Raw genomic sequence first — 23336 nt, 5'->3', positions numbered from 1 at the left:
CACGTTTGCATAGAGTGCACGATGTCTGGTGGGTCACGGGTGCCCTGTCAGCGGAGGCGACGCTCGGGGGGAGCGAGCCGCGTCGCGTGCTCCGGGCGCACGCCCACGCCGATGAACCGGCCGGTCACGTGCCGTAGGAGCGGCAGCGCGCCGACGAGCCGCAGCACGAGCGGCTCACCCGTGGCGACCTCGTCGAGGGTGCGCGGGAAGGCTCCGCTCGCGGCGCCCGCCTGGATCCGCTGCGTGAGCAGAGCAGGCCAGAGCCGGCGACGCCGCACGGCATCGAGCTCGCGGGAGGTGGGAGCGCGGCTTCCTGCCGGCCGGTGGGGCCCCGCCGCTCTCGGCGCCAGGATCGGGCCGAGCATCCGGGCCGCGGCGACCGCGTCCTGGATCGCGAGGTTGATGCCGACGCCGCCGACGGGGGACATGGCGTGCGCCGCGTCCCCGATGCACAGCAGCCCGGGCACGTGCCAGCGCGTCAGATGGTCCACGCGCACCGCCAGCGGATGCACATCGTTCCAGGTCAGCGAGGCCACGCGGTCCTCGAGCTCCGGTCGGGCGAGGGCCAGGCGGCGATGCAGGAAGCCGATGCCGCGCACGCGGATCCGCGCGATCGTCCCGTGCGGGACCGCGAAGGCCGCCTGCCAGTACTCGCCGCGATCGATGAGCACGAGCACGCCCGCTCCGCCCGTGAACAGCGGCAGGTCCTCGTCCGGTCGGCGGGGAATCCGCATCCACAGCACGTCGATCGGGGCGCCGGTGGTGCGCAGCGGCAGCCCGGTCGCTGCGCGCATCAGCGAGGAGCGGCCGTCGGCCCCGAGGACCAGGCGTGCGCGGATCTCGAGGGCGTCGCCGTCCCGCGCGGAGCGGGCGTGCACACCTGTGACCCGCCGGCCGGCGCTCCGCCTGCCCGCGCGCGCCCTGCCGCTGATGCGCGCGGACCCGGGATCCCCCTCGATCGGTGCCGTGATCAGGCCGGTCACCTCGGTCTCGCGGACCAGGCGGAAGGTGGGCAGGGTCTCGGCGGTGCGGGCGAGGAAGTCCAGGAAGTCCCACTGCTGGACGAAGACCATGAAGCGGCAGCGGGTGGGCAGGCGCGAGAGGTCGGCGACCGTGCGGCGGGCGGAGCCGAAGGAGACCTCGGCGCGACGCATCTCGTCATGGGGGAGGTCGAGGAAGTCCTCGAGCAGGCCCAGCTCGCCGAGCAGCTCGAGGGTCGAAGGGTGGATCGTGTCGCCGCGGAAGTCCCGGTGGAAGTCCGGGTGCTTCTCGAGCACCGTCACCTCGACGCCCTGCCGGGCGAGCAGGTATCCGGCCATGAGCCCCGCCGGTCCGCCGCCGACCACGCAGACGTCGGTGGTGAGGGTCCGCGGCGGCGCCGGAGCGGGTGGGGTGCGCATGGCCCCAGGCTGATCCCCGGAGGCGCATGATGCCACCATGGTGAATTCGAGGAGGGGGCGGCCGACGGGCCCGTCGACCACGCGCGAGCGGATCATCCTCGCAGCCAGGACCTCATTCTTCGAGCATGGCTACGAGGCCGCGACGGTGCGCGCGATCGCGCGCGACGCCGGCGTGGACCACGCGATGGTGAATTACTGGTTCGGCTCCAAGGAGAGGCTGCTGCGCGCGGTGCTCGAGATGGCCGTCGCGCCCGGGGAGGTGGTCGAGCACGTGATCGCCCAGCATCCGAGGGACCTCGCGACCGCCCTTCTCGCCACAGCCCTCGAGCTCTGGGACCGGCCCGACGTGGCAACGACGTTCCGGCGCATGGTCCGCACGGCGCTCGCCGATGCCGACGCGGAGCGCGTCGTGCGCGAGTACCTGGGATCCCGCCTCGCCGGTCGTCTCGAGGAGGCGATCGGCGGACGGGATGCGCGGGGCCGCACCGCTGCCGCCGCCGCGATCATGAGCGGGATGTTCATGACGCGCTGCGTGCTGGGCATCGAGCCGATCGCGAGCATGAGCAGGCCGGAGGTCGTGCGGGCCGTGGCCCCTGCGCTCCGGCTCGCGCTCGAGCACCCGGTCCCGGGGCGCCACCGCCCCGGGACCGGTTCCCGCCCTCAGGAGGGGTAGCCGCCGGCGCGCAGGTCCTCGAGCAGGCTCGGGCGGCTCGGCTCCCAGCCCAGAGCGGTGCGGGTGCGCTCGCTGCGCGAGGGCTGGTCGACCGCGAAGACGCTGCCCAGGAAGCCGAAGGACTCCGGGTCGACGCCGCGCACCGGCACGTCCAGGACCTCGCCGATCGCGGTCGCGATCTCGAGCATCGAATCGCCCTCGTCGGCCACGGCGTGGGCCTGGAAGCCCGGCTCGGCCCGCTCGAGCGCGAGGCGGAACAGCCGTGCCGCATCCAGCACGTGCACCGCCGGCCAGCGCTGGGATCCGTCGCCCACGTACCCCGAGACGCCGCTGCGGCGGGCGGCATCGATGAGCATGGAGGCGAAGCCGTAGCGGACGTGCGCCTGGTGCACCGAGCGCGGGAGCCGCACGGCGACGGGGCGGACGCCGCGCTCGGCGAGGCCCATCGCGTACTGGGCGGTGCCCGCGCGTCCGCCCGTGTGGCCCTCGTCGGGGAAGGGGTCCTCCTCGGTCGAGGCGCGCCCGGGGACGGCGGGCGTCCCGGAGGCGAAGACGAGGGCGGGGCCGGCCCCGCCGGACGGACCTGTCTTCTCGGCGAGGGCCTCGCCGATGGCGCGCACGGCCTCGGCCTCCTGCTGGGCACCGGCCTCGAAGGCCGTGAAGTCGTTGCTGAAGGCGAGGTGGATGACGGCGTCGGCCTCGGAGGCGCCGCGGCGCAGCGCGTCGGGATCGGAGAGATCGCCGGGCAGGGCGCCCGCCCCCATGCCGCGCAGACGGTCGGCGGAGGCGTCGGAGCGCGCGAGGCCCACGACCTCGTGACCGGCGGAGATGAGCTCGGGGACGACGGCGGAACCGATGAATCCGGTGGCTCCGGTGACGAAGACCTTCATGGTGGGACCTCCCGACGATGCCGCCCGATGCGACATGTGTCCCGTCACCGTACACCCGATGCGATAGATATCGCATGGGGTCTGCGACCGATAGAGTCCCTTCCTATGCCCCGCTGGAAGCCCGATGCCCGCGAGCGCCTGGTCGCCGCCGCGCTGCGCCTGTTCTCCGAGCAGGGGTACGACGCGACCACCGTGGCCCAGATCGCCGAGGCCGCCGAGCTCACACGCAGCACCTTCTTCCGGCACTTCGGCGACAAGCGCGACGTGCTCGCCGCCGGGCAGGGTGCCCTCTCGCAGCTGCTGCGCGAGGGCGTCGCCGAGGCGCCGGACGGCTCGGGCGCTCTCGCCGCCGTGGAGTCGGGCCTCCTGCGCGCGAGCGAGGTGATGACGCCGGAGCGGCGCGAGATCGGACCGCAGCTGCGCGCGGTGATCGCAGCGAGCGCCGAGCTGCGCGAGCGCGACCAGCTCAAGCACGTGGGGCTCGCCGCCGAGACCGCACAGGCGCTCGAGGCGCGCGGCATCGCTCCGCGCACGGCGTCGATCGCCGCCGAGATCGGCCTGCTCGCCTTCAAGAACGCCTACGCCGCCTGGACCGACGGCGACGGCGCCGACTCCTTCGCCGACGCGCTGCGCGACGAGCTCGGCGCCCTGCGCGCCGCCCTTCCCGACGTCGGGTGACACGAGGAGCAGCCATGACCAGACCCAACCCCTTCGGCTTCCCGCCCGTCGAGGGCATCGGCCAGGACCGAGCCCGGATCGACGAGGGCGCCGTGCGCTGCTTCCCGCACTCGCCGGGCCCTCAGGACCGCGTGGTGCTGCTGCTGCACGGACTGGGCAGCAACGAGGAGGACCTGATCTCGCTCGCACCGATGCTCCCGGGAGGCGTCGTCCTCGCCTCCCTGCGCGGGGTGCTGGCCTGCGGACCGGGCTTCGGGTGGCTGGCGCCTCCGCCGCTGGTGGCGGAGGACCTCGGCCTGCTCGAGGAGTCCGCCGCCGCGGTCGAGGAGTGGGTGCGCAGCTCCGTCCCGGGACGGGTCATCGGTGCGATCGGCTTCTCGCAGGGCGGCGTGCTCGCCCTGCAGCTGCTGCGCCGGCATGCCGAGGCCCTCGACTGGGTGGTCGTGCTCTCCAGCGCCCCGTTCCCCGCTGATCTCCCGGGCGACGCGGCGCTCGCCGCGCGCGAGGTGCCCGCGCTCTGGGGACACGGAGGGCAGGACCCCCTCTTCGACGACGCGATGAACGCGCAGGTCAGGGAATGGCTGCGCGAGCACACGCGGCTGACCGAGGAGTTCTCGCCCGCCCTCGGCCACGGCATCGACGAGCAGGTGCTCGGCGCAGTGGCCGCCTTCGTCCGCTCGCGCCTCGCGGAGGAGGCGCGCGACTGAGGACGCGCGGCCGAGGGCGCTCAGTCCCTCCCGGCCCGCAGGGCCTCAGCTGCTCACCTTCAGGCCGATCACGCCGCCGATGATCATCGCCAGGAACAGCACCTTCATGGCTGACGCGGCCTCGGCCCCCGTGGCGAACGCATAGATCACCGTCGCGGTCGCGCCGATGCCCACCCACACGGCGTAGGCGGTGCCCGTGGGCAGATCGCGCATCGCGTAGGCCAGGCCGGACATGCTCAGCAGCAGCCCGACGAAGAACACGATGCTCGGGGTGAGCCGGCTGAACCCTTCGGTGCGGCCCAGGGCGGTGGCCCAGACGGCCTCCATCAGACCCGAGAGCACGAGGACGATCCACGACATGATGGCCTCCTTCGGCCGTCTTGTCGCTGTCCGGGTACGGCACCCTCGTCCGGGGATCCTGTCGTCGGATCCGCTATCAGATTCGCACGCGGGAGGTGCGGCGGCAAGGGCAGATGCGTCACCAGGGGCGCGTCCGACGGGTCGGCGCGGGTGCGTCCGACGGGCCGGTCGTCAGCCCGCCGGATCCCACGCGAGCACCGCGTCGCGCAGGTCCGGGACGCTGTGGGCGGCGTCCAGGCGCAGGATCGGCTGTGTGCGGGCGGCGAGCCAGGCCTCGTGCTGGTGCCGGCTGCGTCCGTCGAACGCCGGATCGTCGTAGGAGCGGGCCCAGTCGCGGAAGTCGTGCCATGCGGCGTCGTCCATGGGCCCGCCCTCGCGGCGCAGCGCCTCGCGCGCGTGCAGGCGGGACATGCGGACGTCTGCATCGAGCGTCAGGAACACGATCGCGTCGCAGCGCTCCACGATGCGCTCTCCCCATCCGGTCATCGCTCCCGAGAGCACCCACGCCTCACGCGGCGCGAACATCTGCTCCATGAGGGCGAGGCGATCGGCCGGCGGGCGCTTCGTGGTGAACGGAGGGTCGGTGGGCACCCAGAAGTAGTCGTCGGCGTCGGCGTGGGGGACGGCCCAGGCGTCGGCCAGGGCGCGGCCCAGCGTCGTGGTCCCCGAGCCGCTCGCGCCGAGGACATGGAGGCGGCAGCGGTGCATGGGGCCAGTCTGGCGCACGGCGGGGGCGGCGTCTGCGAGGATCGTCGGACGACGACGTGAGGCGGTGGAGCCGGTGGGCGGGAACCGGGCCAGTGATCCTCGACCTCGACGACACCCTGTTCGACCATCGCACCTCGGCACGGCGGGGGCTCGGTCTGCTGGTCAGGGAGCTCGGGGCGGTTCCCAGCGAGCACATCGCCGACGCCTGGGAGCAGACGGCCGAGGAGCTCACGGCGCGTCGGCGTGCCGGTGAGCTCGACCGGGCCGAGTACCGCCGCGAGCGAGTCCGGCACCTGCTGGCGGATCTGGGCACGGAGGATGCCCGTCGGCCCGGCAGCCCCCGCCGGATCGACCCGCCCGGTCGGCCCGACAGGCAACGCCGGATCGACAGCCTTCGTCTGACCGACAGTCCCCGCCGGCCGGGCGCGGAGGAGTGCGACGCCCTCTACGACCGCTTCCTCGCCCTCTACGAGGAGGAGTGGACGGCCTTCGACGACGCTCTCCCCACGCTGCGGGCGCTCTGCGGACGGGGCGTCCCGATCGCCGTGCTCACCAACGGGCCCGAGCGGCGACAGCAGAAGAAGATGCGGGACCTGGGGCTCCGCGACCTCGTCGTCGGCGTCTGGACCAGCGAGAGGTTCGGGGCCGCGAAGCCCGATCCCGCCAGCTATCTCACGGTCTGCCGGGCGCTCGACCTCGATCCGGCCGAGGTGCTCCACGTCGGCGACAACCCGGTGCACGACCTCGGCGGTGCACGTGATGCGGGGCTGCAGGCCCTGCACCTGGATCGTCGCGGCGACGCCGCCGGCGATGGGGACCGGATCTCGGGGCTGGGCGATCTGGTCGGTCGGGTCCGATGAGGGTGGCGTGAGCGCTCGCCGGAGCGTCCGGGGCCCCGCGTGCGATCCTCGAGCACGGACGATCCAGCCCCTCGCCCCGTGGGCGGACGACGAACGACAGGAGTTCTCCCGTGACAGACACCCCCGACCACGACCACGACCACTTGCGACCGCAGGTCATCGACAGGATCGACGAGGCGCTGCACGAGGCGCCCGAGCGCTTCGCCTTCGTGGTCGTGGTCGGCGACGAGGACATGCACGTGCTCTCGGCGCCCGATGCGAGCGCGGACGAGCTCGGCACCGCGAAGGCGGCGCTCACGCACCTGCTCGAGCACTGGGACCAGGTGATCCAGCCGGCCGAGTGAGCGGCGGGCGACCGCCGGACATGGCGGCGGCCGGTCGCCGGTCACGGCGGCGGTGGGACGCTGAGCCCGTCGGCCCCCCGTCGGGGCCTCACCAGCCCTGGGGCACCCGGTACCTGGTGAACTGCGGGACGAGCACTCCGCAGGCGACGACGCCGACCACCACGAGCGCGCCGCCGAGGACCACCGTGAGCGGTGCGCCGAGCACGTCGGCCGCGGCCCCGTGGGCGACGTCGGCGAAGCGCGGGCCGCCCGCGACGACCACCAGGAACACGCCCTGGAGGCGCCCGCGCACGGCGTCGGAGGCGGCGCCCTGCAGCATGGTCTGGCGGAAGACCATCGAGATCATGTCGGCGATGCCGCCGGCGGCCATGAAGGCCACGGCGACGGCGATCCAGGGCATGGCCCGACCGTCCGCGACCCAGGTCGCGCCGCCGAAGCCCATGACCACCAGGCCCCAGGCGCCCACGGCGATCAGCACGGCGAGGCCGACCCGGTGCACGCGGCCCAGCCAGCCGGAGAAGATCCCGCCCAGCAGGGCGCCGAGCGCCATCGCGACCGAGAGCGCCGCGAACTCCATGCCGCCCTGCGCGGGCCCGCCGAAGCTCTGGTCCGCGAGCTGCGGGTAGAGCGCGCGGGGCATGCCGAACACCATGGCGATGAGGTCGACGGCGAAGCTGACCAGCAGGATCTTGTGCTTCCAGGTGTAGACGAAGCCGTCGAGGATGCTGCGCAGACCCGGTCGGGAGATCGCTCCCTCGGGTCGCAGCGCCGGCAGGCGCAGCACCGCCCACAGGGTCGCCAGCAGGCACACGGTGTCGATCAGGTAGAGCAGCGAGAAGCCCAGGAAGGGCAGCAGGGCACCGCCGACGAGCGGTCCGGCGATCGCGCCGAACTGGCCGACGGTCATGTTCAGGGCGTTGGCGGCGGGCAGCTGCTCGCGAGGCACGAGCGAGGGGATCAGTGCCGTGCGGGCCGGCTGGTTGACCGCGAAGAAGGCCTGCTGCGCCGCGAAGATCCCGAGGATCACCCAGACGTTCTTCACCTGCAGCATGGCCTGCGCGGCGAAGAGAGCGCTGGTGAGAATGAGGCCGAGCGTCGTGACCAGCAGGATCTTGCGACGGTCGAAGGCGTCGGCGATCGCCCCGCCCCACAGGCCCAGGACCACGAGCGGCACCAGGCCGAACAGGCCCGTCAGCCCCACGTACAGCGAGCTGCCGGTGAGGGACCACAGCTGCGCGGGCACGGTGATGATCGTGATCTGCGCGCCGATGACGGTGACGATGTTCGCCTGCCACAGCCGTGTGAAGTGCAGGTTCTGCAGAGGGCGGGTGTCGGCGAAGAGTCCGCGGGCGCGCGAACGGAGGCTGCGCGGCGCGGACGGGGAGGCGCCGGGCTCCGGGGCGTCCGCGCCGGGGGTCGCGCCGAGCGCGGGCGTCTCGGAGCTGGGGTCCGGTGGGTCGTGGGGATCGACGGTGGGCGTGGCGAGTCCTTCGGGATGCGCAGGGGCAGGGGAGACCGGGAGACCGGGGGCCGGGAGGACACGCGAGAACCCCCGCGATCCGGGGATCACGGGGGCCGGTGCAGCGGTCCTCGCCCGATGCTAGTCGCGCGACGGCGACCGCGGATGATGCAGGGTCAGCCCTGCGCCTCCTGCGGGGCGCTGATGTTGACCTGCCACACGATCCCGAAGCGGTCGGTGAAGGAGCCGTAGACGTCGCCCCACATCTGCTTCTCGAGCGGCATCGCCACGGTCCCGCCCACGGAGAGCTTCTCAAAGGCGCTGCGCAGCACCTGCTCGTCATCGCCCATGAGCGAGAGGGTCACGTTGTTGCCCGGCTGGAAGGGCGGGCCCATGCCCTCGATCGTGTCGGAGACGTAGAGGCGGATCAGCTCGGTGACCTCGAGGGACCCGTGCATGATCTTGTCGGCATTCGGGTCGCCCTCGGGCACGGCGTGGAACTCGCCGAAGGTCGCGAACTGCGGGGTCGCGCCGAGCGCCTCGCCGTAGAACTCGAAGGCCTCGCGGGCGTTCCCCGCGAAGTTCAGGTAGGGATGGAGTGCTGCGGGCATGGCGTCCTCCTCGACGTCGTCGCCGGCTCGTTGCCGACGATGCGGGCAAGCCTAGCCGTAGCCTCGCTCGACCGGCCCCGCCTGCGCTGCCCTTGCGGCCACCGCACGGAGCTCGCCCCGGTGATCTGTCGTCGACCGGATGTCGATCTGACGTTCGGGTGGGAATTCGTGCCCCATTCCCACCCGAACGTCAGATCGATCGGCCCAGCGGCGAGTGATCTGGCCGGGGATGGGGGCCGGCTCGGCGGCGGGACGTGGGGAGTGCGAGTGAGGGGACGTCAGTTCTCGCGCAGTGCGGCAGCCCGCGCCCTCTCGAGGGCTTCGCGCTCGGAGATCCCCAGCGTGCGGGCGGCGGCCTGGACGTCGCGGAACTCGGGCTCGCGCCGCACGACGCGGCCGTCGGCGTCCCGGGCCACCTTCACCCGCACGCGCCGGTCGTCGAGGTCGACGTCCTCGAAGGAGCGGACGCGGATCGAGCGGTCGACGCCGTACCTGCGCACGCCGAGGCTGCCGGTGAGGTCCATGATCATGGCCGACGCGGACTGCTCGTCGCCCTCGCGCACGAGCGCGTGGACCGTGATCCCGGGCCGCCCCTGCTTCATGATGATCGGCGTCAGCCAGGCGTCGAGAGCGCCCGCTTCCAGCAGGTTCGTGATCACTCCGGGCCACAGCCGCGGGTCGAGGTCATCCACATTCGCCTCGAGCTGGACTGCAGTTCGAGGGGTCGCGTGGGCGTCGGCGGCGCCCGGGCCCGAGACCGCATGGGCGTCGGCGTCCGCGGCGGCGCGGCCCACCATCACCCGCACCACGTTCGGGCGGCCCGAGGTGTCCTTGGTGCCGGCGCCGATGCCCACGGCGTCCACGATCAGCGCCGGCTGCGGACCGGCCGTCTGGGCGAGCGCCCGCACGAGCGCGACCCCGGTGGGCGTCGCGAGCTCGCCGATGCCGGGAGCGACACCCGCGGGCGCCGGGCGCGACGGGTGGGCGTGCGGCCCGCCGACGACGTGCGGGGGGAGCTGCTCGTCCCCGGGTGTCCCGTGCTGATGGTCAGCATCGGGCGTCCCGTGCTCGTGGTCGGTGAGGGGGTCCTCGGCGTCCGAGGAACCTGGAGCCCGATCGCCTGGATCCTGGGCGTGCGGATCCGGGTGGCCTGCGACGACGGCCTCCTGGATCGAGTGGGAGTGGCCGATGCCGTCCCCGCTCACCACGTGCGGCAGGTGGCGCAGGCCGTAGGGGTTCTCGTGACCGTCCGTGCCACCGTGGTCGTGGTCGTGGTCGTGGTCGTGGTCGTGGTCGTGGTCGTGGGAGTGCGCGGCCTGACCGGCGGGACCGTGGGAGTGACCGGGGCCCGGAACGTGCTCGTGTTCGTGGCCGTGACTATGGCCGTGCGCGTGCGCGTGCGCGTGCCCGTTCCCGTCATCGTGGCTGTGGCTGTGCCCCCGCTCGGGGAGCAGCTCGCCGGCGACCGTCGGCCACCCCTGCGCGAGACGCACCACCGCGGGCACCGGCACCGGGATGTCCCCGTGCGCTGCGCGGATGCGTCCCGAGCCGACGGCGATCACGCTGCCGACGGCGCCGACGATGCCGAGCTGGCGCCATGCCTCGCACGCGCCGATCACGTCGGCCAGGGAGTCCAGGGCTCCCACTTCGTGGAAGTGGATCTGCTCGGGCGGGAGACCGTGGGCGAGGCCCTCGGCATCGGCGAGGCGCGAGAACGCGTCCAGCGCGAGCTCCAGCGTGCGGGCCGGGGCCGTTCCCTCCGCGTGCGCCGTCTCGAGCATCGTGCGGATCGATGACCAGGTGCGATGCGGCGGATCCTCGACCAGCAGCTCGACGTCGACCTTCGTGGCCTGCTGTCCGCAGCGATCGACCGTGCGCCTGCTGAAGCGCACGGAATCGGGGATCAGCGCGTCGAGCACGGACTGGACCGCGCCGAGGTCGGCACCCGCGTCCACCAGGGCGCCCAGCAGCATGTCCCCGGCGATGCCGGCGGTCGCATCGATGAAGGCGACCCGGCCGTCGTCGGCGGGGCTCTCGGGGGGAAGATCCGGCTGCGCGCTCATGGGGTCCGATGCTAGTTGGTGCCGCAGATGACGGGCACAGCCCCGATGCGGCGGGGGTTGGTCGAGTCCCGCGGCCCTCACTGCCAGGACGCGGTGTCGGGATCGATGCCCCGGGACCGCGCGGAGGCGTCGATGGATCGGCGCAGCCACCGGGCGAGGCCGACGTGCACTGCCCCGTAGTGCGCCGCGAATCCGGGATCGGCCTCGTACATCCGGCCGAGGCACACCTGCATCTCGCGCGAGAGGGAGAAGTACTGGGAGAACGCCATGCGGTGGCGCTCCACGAGGGCGTCGGCCGCAGGACTTCCGGGCTCGACGCCGGCGTCCATCGCGTCGGCCATGGCCTGGTCGACCGCGCGGGTCGCGTCGGCGATCTCGTGCCAGTCGGCTGCGGTGCGTGTGGCGGAGCGCTCGGCGAACTCGCGCCACTGATGGGACTCCCCGTACCTCTGGCGCGCCTCCGCCGGCCACTGCGGATCCCACGAGGGGCCGAATGCGGAGGTCTGCTCCTCCTCGCTCAGCAGCAGACCGTGCTCGTGCGCACGGATCATGTGCTCGAGGTCGGCGTGGAGCGTGCGCAGGCGCGCGATCCGCTGCGCGAGCCGGGTCTGCTGCTCGCGCAGCGCCACGACGACGTCGGTGGACCGATCCTCGAGGACGCGCCGAATGGCCTCGAGGTCCAGCCCGAGCTCGCGGTACACGACGATCCGGCGCAGCCGCTCGAGATCCGCATCGTCGTAGAGCCGATAGCCCGCAGCCGACCGCGAGGAGGGTCCTGCGAGGCCGACCTCGTCCCAGTGGTGCAGGGTCCTGACCGTCACGCCGAGTCTCGCCGCAGCACGGCCGACGGTCAGGTCCTCGGCGTCATCATCATCGAGCACGAGCCCCATTCTGCTCGCCGTCGGACGCAGGGGCGGGGGACTCCGGGGCGGGGATGCCCATGTCCTCGAGGTTCCGCGCCACCTGGCTGTCCGGGTCGTAGGGCTTCGCCGCGGTGAGGACGATCCGCACGTTCTCCGGCGTGATCACCTCGATGTCCCGAGTGCCCCAGGGGGTGTCGCGCGGATCGCTGACCGATCCCCCGTCCGCCGCCCGGCAGGAGTCCACGAGCCCATCGATCTGGTCGAGGACGCACGAGAAGCCGATGGTCAGGGCCGGGGGCCGCGCGGCGGGCGGCGATTCCCCCGGTACGAGGAGTACGTCCTGGAAGGCCCACCGGCGCAGATGCACGATCTGCCCCGGGACGCTGAACAGCTCGAAGAAGTCCAGTCCTCGGGTCCAGAAGTCGACAGAGGCTGCGAGATCGGGCGACGGGATCGTCACGTACGTCGGCATTCCGTAGATCCCTCGGAACAGCTCGGGCGGGACCGCGTCGGGACCGGGCTCGGGGACGGGGCTGACGTCGAAGGCGTTGTAGTACTCGTTCATGGCCACCACCGTCGGCCCTCACGCAGCGTGAGGGTCAAGCCAAGACGCGGAGGGCCACCCGTTCTGCCTGCTCGTCGGCTGAGAACCGCTGGCGTCCGGGCGATGAGCCGACGTCCGCGACGGGCCCCCGTCGCCCGGGCCGGGGCCCGTCGCCCTGCTCAGAGCCAGCCGCGCGAGATGCGGACCTGGCCGTTCTTCACCGTTGCGGAGTAGTTCGCCTGGTCCAGGCAGTCCCCGTACTCCTTGGGGGAGTCGGCCCGGCCCTGGAGGCTCCCCGTGCGCGGGCGGCCGACGGTGGCGTCGATACGCTGGACGCCTTCGCAGGTGCGCGAATGGTTCCAGTAGTTCTCGACGAAGCCCATCTGCTTGTTCACGAGCTTCCCGCTGCCCTTGGGCACGGTGTAGGTGCCGATGTGGAACCGCTTGCCCTTCACAGTGTCGATCGCGGTGCCGGTCCACGTGTTCTTGCCGGTCTTCTTCACCTCGACGTCGTACGTGCGACCGGCGACGGCGGTGAAGTCCGTGGCACAGCTGACGCCGGCTCCGCCGTCGGCCCCGTCCGTGCAGTTCGGATCCGTGGAGGTGGTCCCGGGGACGAAGCTCGAGAACACGCCGTGCAGACGGGTCTTGCCCTTCTTCGAGTCGGGGCGCGGCTGCAGGCCCATGTACCCGACCTGGTCCTGCCCGGTGAAGGCGTACTGCGCCGCGACGTAGGAGCCGTCGATGTGGTCGGAGTCCTGATGGATCGTCATGGGCATGGTCAGGCTGGTCATCCCGGACGCCGGGGCGTCGGGGATCTCCCAGGCGTAGCCGACGTTGCCCCCGAAGGGCTGCGTCTCCTCCTGCGCGGCGGGGGCGGCGCTCGCTGGCGCCGCGAGGAGGGCGGGGGCGAGCAGCGCGGCACCGAGGGCCGAGGTCATCGTGCGGAGGAGTCGGCGGGTGGTCGTGGGGGCCATGGTCTCTCCTGGTGGGGGCCGGGATCGGGTCACGCGGAGCGGGGCGCGAGACCGCTGGGCCGCCGACCTCCGGCCCCGTGGGTAGGGGATCTCGGCTGCGGCTGCGACAGTGCTCCGCACGCGTCGGGCGCCATCGGATCGGCGCCAGGCCACCGAGTGTAAAACGAATCACATGCCACTGCGGCGTCGATCACGAAATCGGTGCGCCCGATCCGCGATGCCGCGGGTCAGGACCACTTGGCGCGCGGCGGCGTCCACGTCGAGAGCTGCGCCAGCAGGTCGCCCGGGGTGTCGGCGACGACGAGCGAGGCGAGGAACTGCGGGGAGAGGAATCCGTGCGCGCTCATGCCCTCGAGCGCCGTCAGCAGCGGACGCCAGTAGCCGTCCACGTCGAGGAGTGCGACGGGCTTGGCGTGGATGCCGAGCTGCTGCCAGGTCCACACCTCGAACAGCTCCTCCAGGGTGCCCGCACCGCCGGGGAGGGCGACGAAGGCATCGGCGAGCTCGCCCATCCGCTGCTTGCGCTCGTGCATGTCCGCGACGACGTCGAGGTCCGTGAGGCCCGCGTGCGCGATCTCGCCGTCCACGAGCGCGCGCGGCATCACCCCGTGGACCGTGCCGCCCGCGGCGAGCGCGGCGTCGGCCAGCACGCCCATCAGACCCACCTTGCCGCCCCCGTAGACGACGCCGATGCCGCGCTCCGCGAGGGCGCGGGCGAGCTGCGTCGTGCGCTCGGCGAAGACGGGCGAGTCGCCCGAGGCCGATCCGGTGAAGACCGTGATCCGGCGGATGTCCCGGGCGGGTGATGCGGAGGACGAGGGGTGCGAGGGGTCCTGGTCGTGCGCTGCGGTCATGCCTGGGAGCCTAGGGGCGGGCCCGCATCCGCGCAGCCCTCGGGGCGCGCGCGGACGGCGCGCTCGCGGGCCACGCCGACGACATCTGCCTGACCACGCCCGATCAGGCGAGCGAGGAGGGTCAGCTCACCGACGTCTGCCGGCCGCTCGTCTGATCGCTCCGGCTCAGGCCGTGCCCGCCTCCGCGCGGATCAGGGCGTGCGCCTCGTCCAGGCGCGCGAAGACGTCGGGCCTCTGGGGATCCACGACGATCGAGAGCGGCCCGCCGTAGCCGGCGTCGGCCATGATGCGCAGGCAGGAGCGGTAGTCCTCGGCGTCGATCGCACCGTCCTCGGTGAAGCCGGCCTTGGCCTGGCAGGCCTCGGCGAGCGGTGCCACGCGGGCGAGGTCCTCGTACTTGCCCGGGCCGCTCCAGTTGCCGAAGTCCGCGAGGAATCCGATCGCTCCCTCGCAGCGGTCGAGCAGCTCGAGCGTCGAGTCCGCGTCCAGGAGCAGGCCCTGCCAGTTCTCCACGAGCACGCGGATCCCGTCGTGGCCTGCCGCGAGCGCGCGGAGGGATTCCGCGCTGCGCTCGATCGTGTCGGGGGCGGGCGGCTGGTCCCCGGCGCTCACGCGCACCTTCGGGGCCCCGAGCTGCTCGGCCACGCGGATCCAGTCGTCGATCCAGCCGCGCCAGCGCCCGCCCTCCGCCGGATCGGCGAGGTCGCCGTGGTCCACCAGGAAGCACTCGAGGGCGACGCCCGCGTCGGCGAACGCCCCGCGCAGGTCCGCGAGATAGCCGGAGTCCGTCGAAGGCAGGGAGAAGTGGCAGATCTGTGCGCTGCGGAAGCCGTGGGAGGCGAGCAGAGCCGGCAGATCGAGGAGCGCGACGGGATCGGCCGCGCCGTCGGTGCGCCCCTCGAGCGCAGGCATGGTCCCCGGCGCCGCGAAGCTCCCGAGGGTCCGGAACAGCGACCACGTGTGGATGGCCTTGGTGGAATCGATGGTCATGTCCGCTCCTGGGTCGGCTGCGCGTCCTCGTGCGCGGCCCAACCTACGCGGTCGCCGCCCCCGCCGGGCATCGTCCTGCTTCCGCCCGGCCCGGGCCGACGATGCCCGTCGGCCGGTGGCAACAGCCGGACCCGCGCTTGTCCCGGCCGAGGCCACGGCGCATAGTGGAGCGATGAGCCAGACCAGCACGTCCGCGCAGGACGGGGCAGCGCTGCCCACCATCCATCCGATCCCCGAGGGGCTGGCCGAACGGGCCGCGCAGATCGGCGGCCCCGGCGAGATCCTCACCCAGGAGCAGATCGACGGCTTCGTCGCCGACCAGCTCGCCGCGAGCGACCTCGACGGCAAGAGCGTGTGCCTGATCATCCCCGACGGCACCCGCTCCGTGCCCCTCCCGAAGGTGCTGCCCGCGATCCATCGCGCCCTCGCCGGCCGCGCCCGCTCCGTCACGGTGCTCATCGCGCTGGGCACCCACGCAGCGATGAGCGACGAGGCCATCGGCCGGCTGCTCGGCTCCGAGCCCGGCCACCCCGAGCGCACCTACCCGGGCTGGGAGGTCGTCAACCACGCCTGGCACGACGAGACGCAGATCGCCGACCTCGGCGAGATCCCCGCCGAGCGCATCTCCGAGCTCACCGGCGGCCTCCTCGAGGACACCCCGATGCGGGTCCAGATCAACCGCCTGGTCGTCGAGAGCGACGTCGACCTGATCGTCGGCCCCGTCTTCCCGCACGAGGTCGTCGGCTTCTCCGGCGGCAACAAGTACTTCTTCCCCGGCTGCTCGGTGCACGACGTCATCGACATCTCCCACTGGGTGGGGGCGCTGATCACCGCGAGCCGCATCATCGGCACCCTCGGCATCACCCCGGTGCGCCAGCTCATCGACGCCGCGAGCGACCTCATCGAGACCGAGAAGCTCTGCTTCGCGATGGACGTCGCCGAGGGCGGCGCGGACCTGGGCGCCATGTCCTTCGGCGACCCGCAGGCCGCCTGGGCCGCGATGGCGAAGATCTCCGCGCGCACCCACATCACCTACGTCGAGAAGCCCTACCAGCGCATCGTCGCGATCGTCCCCGAGATGTACGAGGACATCTGGACCGGCGCGAAGGGCTTCTACAAGTCCGAGCCCGTGTGCGCCGACGGCGGCGAGGTCATCATCTTCGCCCCGCACATCACCGAGGTCGCCGGCATGCACCCCGGCCTGCGCGAGATCGGGTACCACAACATCGAGTACTTCACGAAGCAATGGGACCGCTTCAAGGACCACCCCTGGGGCGAGCTCGCGCACTCCACGCACGTCACCGGTCTGGGCACCTACGACCCGGAGACCGGCGAGGAGCGCAACCGCGTGCGCCGCGCCTTCGCGACGTCGATCCCCCCGGAGGTCTGCGCCGAGTACGCCGTCGAGTACGTCGACCCGGCCTCGCTCGACTTCGAGGCCCTGCGCGCGGATCCGGGCACCCTGGTCATCGACCATGCCGGCGAGGTCCTGTTCCGCCTGGCGAGCGAGAAGGACGGACTGTGAGCGCGCTGCCCAACGCCCGTCCGTCGGCGCCGGTCGCCGCGTCGGCGTCGACCGTCGCGCCCGCCGCCCGTCCGTCGGCCGGTCCTGCCGCCCGCCCGTCGGTCGACGGGGGCGATGCCTGGGCCGGATCCATGACCCCGGAGGCCCTCGGCGGGGAGACGCTGCGCCTGGCCGACGCGGTCGCCGGAGACCTCGCGGGCGTCGAGCGCCTGGGCGTCGCCTACTCGGGCGGCGTCGACTCCGCGACGCTGCTCGCGCTCGCCGTCCGCGCCCTCGGGCCGGAGCGGGTGGTGGCGCTGCTGGGCGTCTCCCCGTCCCTCGCCGCGCGCGAGCGCACGATCGCCCATCGCGTCGCGGACCTCATCGGCGCCCAGGTCGTCGAGATCCGGACCCACGAGGGCGAGCGCGAGGAGTACCGCCGCAACGACGTCGACCGCTGCTTCTACTGCAAGGACGAGCTGTTCACCCGGATCGACGACGAGGTCGCGCGCGAGCTGGGCCTGGACGCCGTCGCCTACGGAGAGAACGCCGACGACGCCCTGCGCCCCGACCGGCCCGGCGCCGAGGCCGCGACCCAGCACCGCGTGCTGCGCCCGCTGGCCCGCATCGGCATGACGAAGGCCCAGGTCAGGGACGTGGCGCGCGTGCTCTCGCTGCCCGTGGCGGACAAGCCCGCCGCCCCCTGCCTCGCCTCCCGCATCCCGCACGGGCAGGAGGTCACGCCCGAGAAGCTCGCCCAGATCGAGCAGCTCGAGTCCGCCCTCATCGACGCCGGGTTCAGCGACTGCCGCGTGCGCCACCACGGCGAGATCGCGCGCCTCGAGCTCCCGGCCGACGAGCTCCCGCGCGCCGTCGCCCCCGGCATCCGCGAGCAGCTCCAGCGCGCCGGCAAGGAGGCGGGCTTCCGCCACGTCGCCCTGGACCTCGGCGGCATGCAGTCCGGCGCCTTCACCCTGCAGATCCTCAACGCCCGGGGGAGCCTGTGAGCAGCACCGGTCCCGAGGGCGGTGCCGAGTCCGGTGCGACCGACGGGGTCATCGACGGCCTGGTGACCTTGGATCTCGACCGCGCCCGCCGCCGCGGGGCCCCCGAGGCGGTGCTGTGCGACGGGAAGACGGTCGAGCAGGTGGCGGCCATCGCCCGCGAGTACGCGCGGCTCATAGCTGAGCGTGGCGAGATTCAAGCTTCCGATGACGGTGCCGCGCCGATGGGCCCGATCCTCTTCACGCGGGCCGACGGGGACCGCGCTCGCGCCGTCCTCGCTGCCCTGCCCGCTGCCCATCACGATCCCGAGGCGCGGATGCTCGCATGGCCCGCGCAGCCTCCGGCCCCGAGCGGCGGCCTGGTCATCGTCGCCTGCGCCGGGACGAGCGACCTCCCCGTCGCCCGCGAGGCGCTGTTGACGGTCCAGCACCTGGGCCGGCCCGCACGGCTCATCGCCGATATCGGCATCGCCGGCCTCCACCGTCTGCAGGCGCGACTGCCCGAGCTCCGCGAGGCAGCCTGCGTGATCGTCGCCGCCGGCATGGACGGGGCGCTGCCCACCGTCGTCGCAGGCCAGATCGCCGCACCGGTGGTCGCGCTGCCCACGTCCGTGGGCTACGGGGTGGCCGCCGGCGGGGTCACCGCCGCCCTCACCATGCTCTCGGGCTGCGCGCCCGGGATCGGCGTGGTCAACATCGACAACGGCTACGGTGCCGGACACCTCGCAGCGCAGATCGCACGCTGGGCGCCCGGGCCGGATCCCGCCGCGGACTGAGTCGGCCGGTGCCTGAGTCGGCGGCGGTCTGATCCTGTCTGGCCCGGGCGGGCCCGGGCCGGGCCGGCCCGGCCCACCCTCACCTGTCACGCAGGGGCGCGGGCGAGCAGGCCGTGCAATATGTGGCACGAGTGTCGCGTATACGCCGGACGGTGACATCGCTGGGCCCCGCGAGCCGTCCCGGCCGGCGCCGCACCCGTCGTTCCGGTATGTCCGGCGTCCCCGCCGCTCCCACCGCGCCGCATCCGATCCGCCCGCCCCACCGCATCCGATCCGCCCGCCCCACCGCCCGCCCCATGTGAGCCGAGTCTCGGCGCTCGCCCGGGCGTCGGCCACCCCGCCGCCCCTCTGACCAGCTCCGCGGCCCGTCAACATGGCAACTCGCGGCACGGTGTGGGTCACGGGGGTGCACTGGAGCACACACTCGGCTGCGGTCCTGCGCCGCCGGGAGAGTCCCCGGAAGGCGAGCCATCGACGTGCTCCCACGGTCTGCAGGATCCTGCGGCGTCCGACGCCGCCACCCCGCGCACCGCAGCACGAGCGGACCCGCATCGAAGGAGATGACATGACCCAGCCACAGCCCGCCGGCCCCGCCGACCCCTCGGCCCAGGCGCTGCGCGCCGCCCGGCCCGATCCGCGCGCCGCCATGGAGCGCCTGCCGTTCCGCAAGGTCTTCGCCTACGGCGCGGGCGACGCCGGCTGCAACACGGCCTTCGCCTTCGCCGGCAACTTCCTGCCCCTGTACTTCATCACCGTGCTGGGCCTGCCCGCGAGCGTGGTCGCGACGATCTCCCTGGTCGTGCTGATCTGGGACGCCTTCGCCGACGTCATCGCCGGGCGCATCGTCGATTCCACGATGACCCGCTGGGGCAAGTTCCGCCCGTTCATCCTGTTCGGCAGCCTGCCGCTGATGATCATGACGGTGCTGCTGTTCACCATCCCTCACATGGGCAGCCAGGGTCTGACCGCCGTGGTCGCCGCCGTCATCTACGCGGTGTGGGGCTTCGTCTACTCGATGGTGAACATCCCCTACGGCTCGCTCGCCCCCGCGATCACCCAGGTCGCCGAGGATCGCGGCAAGCTCGGCGCCGCCCGCACCTACGGCGGCCAGATCATCACCCTGCTGCTCGTGCTCGTGATCTCCCCCCAGATCAACCAGCACCAGGGCGACGCCGACGCCCTCCAGCACTCCATCACCGTCAGCGCCCTGGGCTTCCTGGTCCTCGGTATGGCGCTGTTCATGATCACCTTCTTCGGGGTGCGCGAGCGCGTGTTCCGCGAGACCCCCAAGCTGACCGTGCGCCAGTCCCTGCGGGTCATCCGGACCAACCGTCCGCTGGCGTTCCTGTGCGCCTCGAGCGTGATCTTCCTGGGCGGCATGTACGGCATGCAGGCCGTGGCCGCGTTCTTCACCTCCTTCGTGCTGGGCGACGCGACCCTGTTCATCTGGCTGACCCTGGCCGGCGTCGTCGCGAACCTCGTGGCCGCGCCGTTCGCTCCGAAGATCATCGCGAGCATCGGCAAGCGCCGCGGCTACCTCGTGGGCTGCGCCGCCTTCGTTGTCGGCGGCATCATCATGCTGGTGCTGGGGCACGTGCTCGCCTTCGCGCTGATCGGCTACTTCCTCATCAACCTGGGCGTGGGCCTGAACAACACGCTGATGTGGGCCCTCGAGGGCGACACCGTCGAGTACGGCGAGTGGAAGAACGACGACCGCGCCGAGGGCGCCACCTACTCGCTGTTCTCCTTCGCCCGCAAGATGAGCCAGGCCGTGGGCCGCTACCTCGCCCTGAGCTTCATCGCCCTGTTCGGCTTCATGGAGGGTTCGGACGCGGTCGCCACCGCCACGAACACCTCGGACCACGTGCGCCTGGGCCTGTCCCTGGTCATGGGCGGTCTGCCGATCCTCATGGGCATCCTCGCCGCGATCGTCATGAAGTTCTACCCGATCGACGAGAAGACCTTCGCCACCATGGTCGAGGAGCTCCACGAGCGCCGCGAGGCCGAGGGCGCGAGCGCCGGGGCCGGCGGTTCCGCGGCCTGATCCGGGCCTCGGTCCGGGCCTGGTCCCTGCGCGGCCGCGCCCTGGGGCCGTGCCCCTGCGCGGCCGCGCATACGGACGCGAAGCGGGGCGACCAGACCTGTGCCGGACGGATCACCGGGCGGATCACCGGACGGCTCGGCGGTCAGGTGAGCGCCATATGTCACCGATGTCCTGAGGCAGAACTGTCACCGATGTCCTGCGACATAACGGTCACCGAGGGGCCTATACGGAACATCCGTGCAAGATGAGACATGGATGTCGCGTATGGGCCCCTCGGAGACATGGGCCCCTCGGCGACAGGAACCTCTGCCGCGTCGGCACCGTCGCCCGCACCCGTTCCCTCACCCCGCGAGCTCGCCGAGTCGCATTTCCGCTGCTGGGCCGGCCGCGATCTCACGGGCCTCGCCGCGTTCCTCGCGGACGACGCCACGTTCGACGACCCGCTCGCCTCGATCCTGTGGCGCGGCGCATGCCTCGAAGGTCTCTCCGGGCTCGCCCGTGCCACGACGCGTGTCGAGGGCGAGCACGACTGGCCGACGAGCACGACGTCATGACCTGGTTCTCCCTGACGGTCGGCGACGCGGAGCCGACGCCGGTGGTCAACGGGTGCCACGCGGGAACGGTCTCATCCGTGCCATCCGCGTCGCCTTCGATCCCCGGGGGATGCTCGCCGCGGGGTGAGGCGGGCGCGGTCCGGCTTCCGTCGTGCTCCACGAGCCGGGTGTCCGGGCGAGTGCGGCGCTCCTCCCGGGCTACCCTGGGACCCTGCCGCTGCTCGGCCGACGGAGTCCCAGGGAGGCGCACGATGACCCAGAAGGAGCACGTCACCATCTATGACGTGGCCCGTGAGGTGGGCTGTGCCCCGAGCACCGTCTCGCGCGCCTTCTCCCGCCCCGGTCGCGTCAGCGCCGCCACCCACGCGAAGGTCATGGATGCCGCACGCCGTCTCGGGTACCGCACGGGTGCCCCCGACCAGCAGGAGCGCCAGGGCACGCAGGGGCGTCTGGGCGTCGCCGCCCCGGACCTGTCCAACCCCTACTTCGCCGAGGTCCTCTCGGGCATGCAGGAGGCCGCCCACGTCGCCGAGTACCTGCCGATCCTCCTGGATTCGGGGGAGGACGAGGAGCGCGAGCGCATCTCCCTCGAGCGCTCCCTCGAGGTCGTCGACGGCATCGTCCTCACCGGCACCCGGCTCTCGGACGCGACGCTGCTGCAGCTGGCCAAGCGCGTGCCGATCGTGGTGCTGAACCGCCGGGTCGCGGGCCTGGACTCGATCACCCCGGACTACGAGCACGGCATGAGCCAGGCGGTCGCCCATCTGGACTCTCAGCAGGTGCGCACCATGACGTACGTGGCCGGCCCCTCGAACTCGTGGTCCGACGGGGAGCGCTGGCGCTCGGCCCGCACCATCGGCACCTCCCACGGCATGCGCGTGCACCGCATCGGCCCGTTCCCGCCGACCTCGCGCGGCGGCGAGGACGCCTTCGCCGAGCTCATCGAGTCCACGCGCGGCGTCGGCGATCCGCTGCCCGACGCGGTGATCTGCTACAACGACCTGCAGGCACTCGGCCTGCTGGTCGCGGCGCTGCGCAGCGGCATCCGGGTCCCTCAGGAGCTGCAGGTCATCGGGCACGACGACATCCCGCTCTCGCGCCTGGTCGGCGCCGGCCTCACCACCGTCGCCGCGCCCAAGCGGGAGCAGGGGCGGGTGGCGGTCGATCGCATCGTGCGCCGCATCCGCCAGCCCTCCAGCGTGAAGGGGCCCGTCGAGGGCGCCCTGCCGGTGCGCCTCGTGGTGCGCGGCAGCACGGGCGGCCGCGAGAAGCGCTGAGGGGGCCGCGGGGCGGCCTGCGCGACCTGACCGACCGGTACCGGCGCTGCGCCCGAACACCCCCACGAGCTGCGCCCGAACAACCTCCACGAGCTGCGCCCGAATAACCCCACGAGTGGTGCGAAACCCCCGCCAAGACCGATCTTGGCGGCGGTTTCGCACCTCTCGTCGCCGCACCTCTCGTCGCGGCACCTCTCCGTCGCCTCGCCCGCTCGGATCGGGTCGGGTCGGGTATGCGTCGCGCGGCGCTCAGGGCAGCACGTGCCCCTCGATCCGCTGCAGATAGGCGCGGCCGACGGCCGTGAGCGAGAAGTCCTGGCGCTTCGCCCCCGTGCGCGGGACCTCGACCTGCGCGACGTCGAGCACCCCCGCCTGCGCGAGGCGCCGCAGCGACCGGTACAGGCCGCGCTCGCTCAGCGACCAGCCCGTAGCCTCCGCGAACAGCGGTGCGAGGACGTGGGCGGAGATCGGTCCGCTCTCGCGCACCAACCGCAGCAGCGCGAGCGTGGTGGCCGCCTTCTTGTAGACCTCCACCCAGGAGGCTGCGAGCTCGTCGGCCCACTCGGAGTCCTCCGGTGCGAGGGGCGGAGCGTCGTCGCCCGTCGCGGGCTGCGCACGCGAGCCGGTCATGCGCGCGCCTGCTCGAATCCGCGAGACAGCACGGCGCCCAGGCCGTGGATCAGGAGGCCGAGCCCCCAGAAGCCGGCCATGCCGAAGGTGGCCCCGAACCAGGTCGTGTCGATCGCGAGGCCTCCGTCGCCGGCGATCGTGGGAGAGCGCAGCGCGATCAGCAGGTACGCATGCAGCAGGTACCCCACGTTGATCGCCGCATAGCTGATCGCGTGGGCGGCGAAGAGGCCGTAGCGCACGCGCGAGAGCCGCCTGCCGATCGTGAGCAGGTACGTCGCGTATCCGAGCGCGATCACGGACAGCAGGATCATGGACAGCAGGCTGATCCGGTTGCCGGTCACGGCGATGACGGTCTGCAGGATCGCGCTCGCCGCGATCAGCGTGAGCGCGTAGGGGAGCAGGGTGCGGTGCGCGGCCGCGGCGGGGCTGCGCGGGGCGGCCGAAGGGGCATTGCCGGACGGGGCATTGTCCGACGGGGCCCTGCCGGTCGGGGCACTGCCGGGCGTGCTCCCCGCGTCCGACGGGGTCATGGAGCTGGACGAGGTGGTCATGGCGTCCTCCTGCGG

General features: G+C 72.8%; 25 protein-coding genes and 1 riboswitch. Of the genes, 11 read left to right on the top strand and 14 right to left on the bottom strand.

The window, feature by feature from the left end; translation table 11 throughout:
- Window positions 1-47: 47 nt before the first annotated feature.
- Window positions 48-1400 (bottom strand): FAD-dependent oxidoreductase, encoded by a 1353-nt coding sequence (locus FHG10_RS13945; protein WP_152353938.1) that lies wholly within the window; start codon window positions 1398-1400, stop codon window positions 48-50.
- A gap of 37 nt (window positions 1401-1437) precedes the next feature.
- Here FHG10_RS13945 and FHG10_RS13940 point away from each other — a divergent pair, with 37 nt between their 5' ends.
- On the top strand, window positions 1438-2073 hold the full coding sequence (locus tag FHG10_RS13940; RefSeq protein WP_152353937.1) for a TetR/AcrR family transcriptional regulator: 636 nt from the start codon (window positions 1438-1440) through the stop codon (window positions 2071-2073).
- Here the strand turns inward: FHG10_RS13940 and FHG10_RS13935 are convergent.
- Window positions 2061-2963 carry an SDR family oxidoreductase gene (locus FHG10_RS13935; RefSeq protein WP_152353936.1) on the bottom strand — a complete coding sequence of 301 codons (903 nt, stop codon included), beginning with the start codon at window positions 2961-2963 and terminating at the stop codon, window positions 2061-2063. The two genes, FHG10_RS13940 and FHG10_RS13935, sit on opposite strands and share 13 nt — an antisense overlap.
- A gap of 105 nt (window positions 2964-3068) precedes the next feature.
- On the opposite strand from FHG10_RS13935, the gene FHG10_RS13930 reads away from it, so the two are divergent.
- Together FHG10_RS13930 and FHG10_RS13925 are read left to right on the top strand one after the other, a co-directional pair.
- A complete protein-coding gene (locus tag FHG10_RS13930; protein WP_152353935.1) occupies window positions 3069-3641 on the top strand; it encodes a TetR/AcrR family transcriptional regulator in 573 nt (190 codons plus the stop codon).
- 14 nt (window positions 3642-3655) lie between these two features.
- Window positions 3656-4348: an alpha/beta hydrolase gene (locus FHG10_RS13925; protein ID WP_152353934.1), complete on the top strand. Its 693-nt coding sequence runs from the start codon at window positions 3656-3658 to the stop codon at window positions 4346-4348.
- A gap of 45 nt (window positions 4349-4393) precedes the next feature.
- Here FHG10_RS13925 and FHG10_RS13920 read toward each other — a convergent pair whose 3' ends face one another.
- A complete protein-coding gene (locus FHG10_RS13920) occupies window positions 4394-4708 on the bottom strand; it encodes a DMT family transporter (protein WP_152353933.1) in 315 nt (104 codons plus the stop codon).
- Window positions 4709-4718: 10 nt separating this feature from the next.
- Window positions 4719-4783, bottom strand: a riboswitch (guanidine-III (ykkC-III) riboswitch).
- Between the two features lie 96 nt (window positions 4784-4879).
- On the bottom strand, window positions 4880-5416 hold the full coding sequence (locus FHG10_RS13915; protein ID WP_152353932.1) for a P-loop NTPase family protein: 537 nt from the start codon (window positions 5414-5416) through the stop codon (window positions 4880-4882).
- Window positions 5417-5472: 56 nt separating this feature from the next.
- On the opposite strand from FHG10_RS13915, the gene FHG10_RS13910 reads away from it, so the two are divergent.
- Both FHG10_RS13910 and FHG10_RS13905 read left to right on the top strand, forming a co-directional pair.
- Entirely contained in the window at window positions 5473-6276 is an 804-nt protein-coding gene (locus FHG10_RS13910) for an HAD family hydrolase (protein WP_193636326.1), read from the top strand.
- Between the two features lie 110 nt (window positions 6277-6386).
- Window positions 6387-6620 (top strand): hypothetical protein, encoded by a 234-nt coding sequence (locus tag FHG10_RS13905; RefSeq protein ID WP_152353930.1) that lies wholly within the window; start codon window positions 6387-6389, stop codon window positions 6618-6620.
- Between the two features lie 88 nt (window positions 6621-6708).
- On the opposite strand, the gene FHG10_RS13900 is transcribed toward FHG10_RS13905, so the two are convergent.
- The 8 genes from FHG10_RS13900 to FHG10_RS13865 form a co-directional block, all read right to left on the bottom strand.
- On the bottom strand, window positions 6709-8190 hold the full coding sequence (locus FHG10_RS13900; RefSeq protein WP_227488262.1) for an MFS transporter: 1482 nt from the start codon (window positions 8188-8190) through the stop codon (window positions 6709-6711).
- Window positions 8191-8255: 65 nt separating this feature from the next.
- Complete coding sequence (locus tag FHG10_RS13895) at window positions 8256-8690, bottom strand: VOC family protein (protein ID WP_152353929.1); 435 nt, start codon at window positions 8688-8690, stop codon at window positions 8256-8258.
- A gap of 278 nt (window positions 8691-8968) precedes the next feature.
- Window positions 8969-10753 carry a LarC family nickel insertion protein gene (locus FHG10_RS13890; RefSeq protein ID WP_152353928.1) on the bottom strand — a complete coding sequence of 595 codons (1785 nt, stop codon included), beginning with the start codon at window positions 10751-10753 and terminating at the stop codon, window positions 8969-8971.
- Between the two features lie 77 nt (window positions 10754-10830).
- Window positions 10831-11643, bottom strand: coding sequence for a MerR family transcriptional regulator (locus FHG10_RS13885; protein WP_152353927.1), 813 nt, complete (start codon window positions 11641-11643; stop codon window positions 10831-10833).
- On the bottom strand, window positions 11624-12181 hold the full coding sequence (locus FHG10_RS13880) for a VOC family protein (protein WP_152353926.1): 558 nt from the start codon (window positions 12179-12181) through the stop codon (window positions 11624-11626). The genes FHG10_RS13885 and FHG10_RS13880 overlap by 20 nt, the downstream gene beginning before the upstream one ends.
- Window positions 12182-12339: 158 nt before the next feature.
- Window positions 12340-13137, bottom strand: a complete 798-nt coding sequence (locus FHG10_RS13875; RefSeq protein ID WP_152353925.1) for a DUF3472 domain-containing protein — start codon at window positions 13135-13137, stop codon at window positions 12340-12342.
- Between the two features lie 227 nt (window positions 13138-13364).
- Window positions 13365-13991, bottom strand: a complete 627-nt coding sequence (locus tag FHG10_RS13870; RefSeq protein WP_152353924.1) for an LOG family protein — start codon at window positions 13989-13991, stop codon at window positions 13365-13367.
- A gap of 165 nt (window positions 13992-14156) precedes the next feature.
- Window positions 14157-14981, bottom strand: coding sequence for a sugar phosphate isomerase/epimerase family protein (locus FHG10_RS13865; RefSeq protein ID WP_152353923.1), 825 nt, complete (start codon window positions 14979-14981; stop codon window positions 14157-14159).
- A 172-nt stretch (window positions 14982-15153) separates the two neighbouring features.
- On the opposite strand from FHG10_RS13865, the gene FHG10_RS13860 reads away from it, so the two are divergent.
- From FHG10_RS13860 to FHG10_RS13835, 6 genes are all read left to right on the top strand, one after another.
- Window positions 15154-16506, top strand: a complete 1353-nt coding sequence (locus tag FHG10_RS13860) for a lactate racemase domain-containing protein (RefSeq protein WP_152353922.1) — start codon at window positions 15154-15156, stop codon at window positions 16504-16506.
- The gene (larE, locus tag FHG10_RS13855; RefSeq protein ID WP_406565167.1) at window positions 16503-17492 is read left to right on the top strand and encodes an ATP-dependent sacrificial sulfur transferase LarE; all 990 of its coding nucleotides are present in this window, start codon (window positions 16503-16505) and stop codon (window positions 17490-17492) included. The genes FHG10_RS13860 and larE overlap by 4 nt, the downstream gene beginning before the upstream one ends.
- The gene (larB, locus tag FHG10_RS13850; protein ID WP_152353921.1) at window positions 17489-18265 is read left to right on the top strand and encodes a nickel pincer cofactor biosynthesis protein LarB; all 777 of its coding nucleotides are present in this window, start codon (window positions 17489-17491) and stop codon (window positions 18263-18265) included. The genes larE and larB overlap by 4 nt, the downstream gene beginning before the upstream one ends.
- Before the next feature lie 565 nt (window positions 18266-18830).
- Window positions 18831-20309 carry a glycoside-pentoside-hexuronide (GPH):cation symporter gene (locus FHG10_RS13845; protein WP_193636325.1) on the top strand — a complete coding sequence of 493 codons (1479 nt, stop codon included), beginning with the start codon at window positions 18831-18833 and terminating at the stop codon, window positions 20307-20309.
- Window positions 20310-20560: 251 nt separating this feature from the next.
- A complete protein-coding gene (locus FHG10_RS13840; protein WP_152353919.1) occupies window positions 20561-20863 on the top strand; it encodes a nuclear transport factor 2-like protein in 303 nt (100 codons plus the stop codon).
- Between the two features lie 251 nt (window positions 20864-21114).
- Window positions 21115-22140: a LacI family DNA-binding transcriptional regulator gene (locus FHG10_RS13835; protein ID WP_152353918.1), complete on the top strand. Its 1026-nt coding sequence runs from the start codon at window positions 21115-21117 to the stop codon at window positions 22138-22140.
- 249 nt (window positions 22141-22389) lie between these two features.
- Here FHG10_RS13835 and FHG10_RS13830 read toward each other — a convergent pair whose 3' ends face one another.
- Window positions 22390-22770 carry a PadR family transcriptional regulator gene (locus FHG10_RS13830; protein ID WP_152353917.1) on the bottom strand — a complete coding sequence of 127 codons (381 nt, stop codon included), beginning with the start codon at window positions 22768-22770 and terminating at the stop codon, window positions 22390-22392.
- Window positions 22767-23321, bottom strand: a complete 555-nt coding sequence (locus tag FHG10_RS13825) for a 2TM domain-containing protein (protein ID WP_152353916.1) — start codon at window positions 23319-23321, stop codon at window positions 22767-22769. The genes FHG10_RS13830 and FHG10_RS13825 overlap by 4 nt, the downstream gene beginning before the upstream one ends.
- Window positions 23322-23336: the final 15 nt, after the last annotated feature.

The organism is Brachybacterium subflavum, assembly GCF_009299795.1.
GTDB lineage: Bacteria > Actinomycetota > Actinomycetes > Actinomycetales > Dermabacteraceae > Brachybacterium > Brachybacterium subflavum.
The sequence above is the reverse complement of the archived record's forward strand: the minus strand, read 5'-3'. Positions and strand labels throughout refer to the sequence as shown.

Bases quoted from the DNA above. Each gene is read 5' to 3' on its own strand.
- FHG10_RS13845 (WP_193636325.1), top strand. From the start codon at position 18,831: ATGACCCAGCCACAGCCCGCCGGCCCCGCCGACCCCTCGGCCCAGGCG.
- FHG10_RS13835 (WP_152353918.1), top strand. From the start codon at position 21,115: ATGACCCAGAAGGAGCACGTCACCATCTATGACGTGGCCCGTGAGGTG.
- FHG10_RS13945 (WP_152353938.1), bottom strand. From the start codon at position 1,400: ATGCGCACCCCACCCGCTCCGGCGCCGCCGCGGACCCTCACCACCGAC.
- FHG10_RS13925 (WP_152353934.1), top strand. From the start codon at position 3,656: ATGACCAGACCCAACCCCTTCGGCTTCCCGCCCGTCGAGGGCATCGGC.
- FHG10_RS13860 (WP_152353922.1), top strand. From the start codon at position 15,154: ATGAGCCAGACCAGCACGTCCGCGCAGGACGGGGCAGCGCTGCCCACC.
- FHG10_RS13895 (WP_152353929.1), bottom strand. From the start codon at position 8,690: ATGCCCGCAGCACTCCATCCCTACCTGAACTTCGCGGGGAACGCCCGC.
- FHG10_RS13830 (WP_152353917.1), bottom strand. From the start codon at position 22,770: ATGACCGGCTCGCGTGCGCAGCCCGCGACGGGCGACGACGCTCCGCCC.
- FHG10_RS13885 (WP_152353927.1), bottom strand. From the start codon at position 11,643: ATGGGGCTCGTGCTCGATGATGATGACGCCGAGGACCTGACCGTCGGC.
- FHG10_RS13940 (WP_152353937.1), top strand. From the start codon at position 1,438: ATGGTGAATTCGAGGAGGGGGCGGCCGACGGGCCCGTCGACCACGCGC.
- FHG10_RS13825 (WP_152353916.1), bottom strand. From the start codon at position 23,321: ATGACCACCTCGTCCAGCTCCATGACCCCGTCGGACGCGGGGAGCACG.
- FHG10_RS13935 (WP_152353936.1), bottom strand. From the start codon at position 2,963: ATGAAGGTCTTCGTCACCGGAGCCACCGGATTCATCGGTTCCGCCGTC.
- FHG10_RS13870 (WP_152353924.1), bottom strand. From the start codon at position 13,991: ATGACCGCAGCGCACGACCAGGACCCCTCGCACCCCTCGTCCTCCGCA.
- FHG10_RS13840 (WP_152353919.1), top strand. From the start codon at position 20,561: ATGGATGTCGCGTATGGGCCCCTCGGAGACATGGGCCCCTCGGCGACA.
- FHG10_RS13920 (WP_152353933.1), bottom strand. From the start codon at position 4,708: ATGTCGTGGATCGTCCTCGTGCTCTCGGGTCTGATGGAGGCCGTCTGG.
- FHG10_RS13930 (WP_152353935.1), top strand. From the start codon at position 3,069: ATGCCCCGCTGGAAGCCCGATGCCCGCGAGCGCCTGGTCGCCGCCGCG.
- FHG10_RS13890 (WP_152353928.1), bottom strand. From the start codon at position 10,753: ATGAGCGCGCAGCCGGATCTTCCCCCCGAGAGCCCCGCCGACGACGGC.
- FHG10_RS13865 (WP_152353923.1), bottom strand. From the start codon at position 14,981: ATGACCATCGATTCCACCAAGGCCATCCACACGTGGTCGCTGTTCCGG.
- FHG10_RS13915 (WP_152353932.1), bottom strand. From the start codon at position 5,416: ATGCACCGCTGCCGCCTCCATGTCCTCGGCGCGAGCGGCTCGGGGACC.
- FHG10_RS13875 (WP_152353925.1), bottom strand. From the start codon at position 13,137: ATGGCCCCCACGACCACCCGCCGACTCCTCCGCACGATGACCTCGGCC.
- FHG10_RS13880 (WP_152353926.1), bottom strand. From the start codon at position 12,181: ATGAACGAGTACTACAACGCCTTCGACGTCAGCCCCGTCCCCGAGCCC.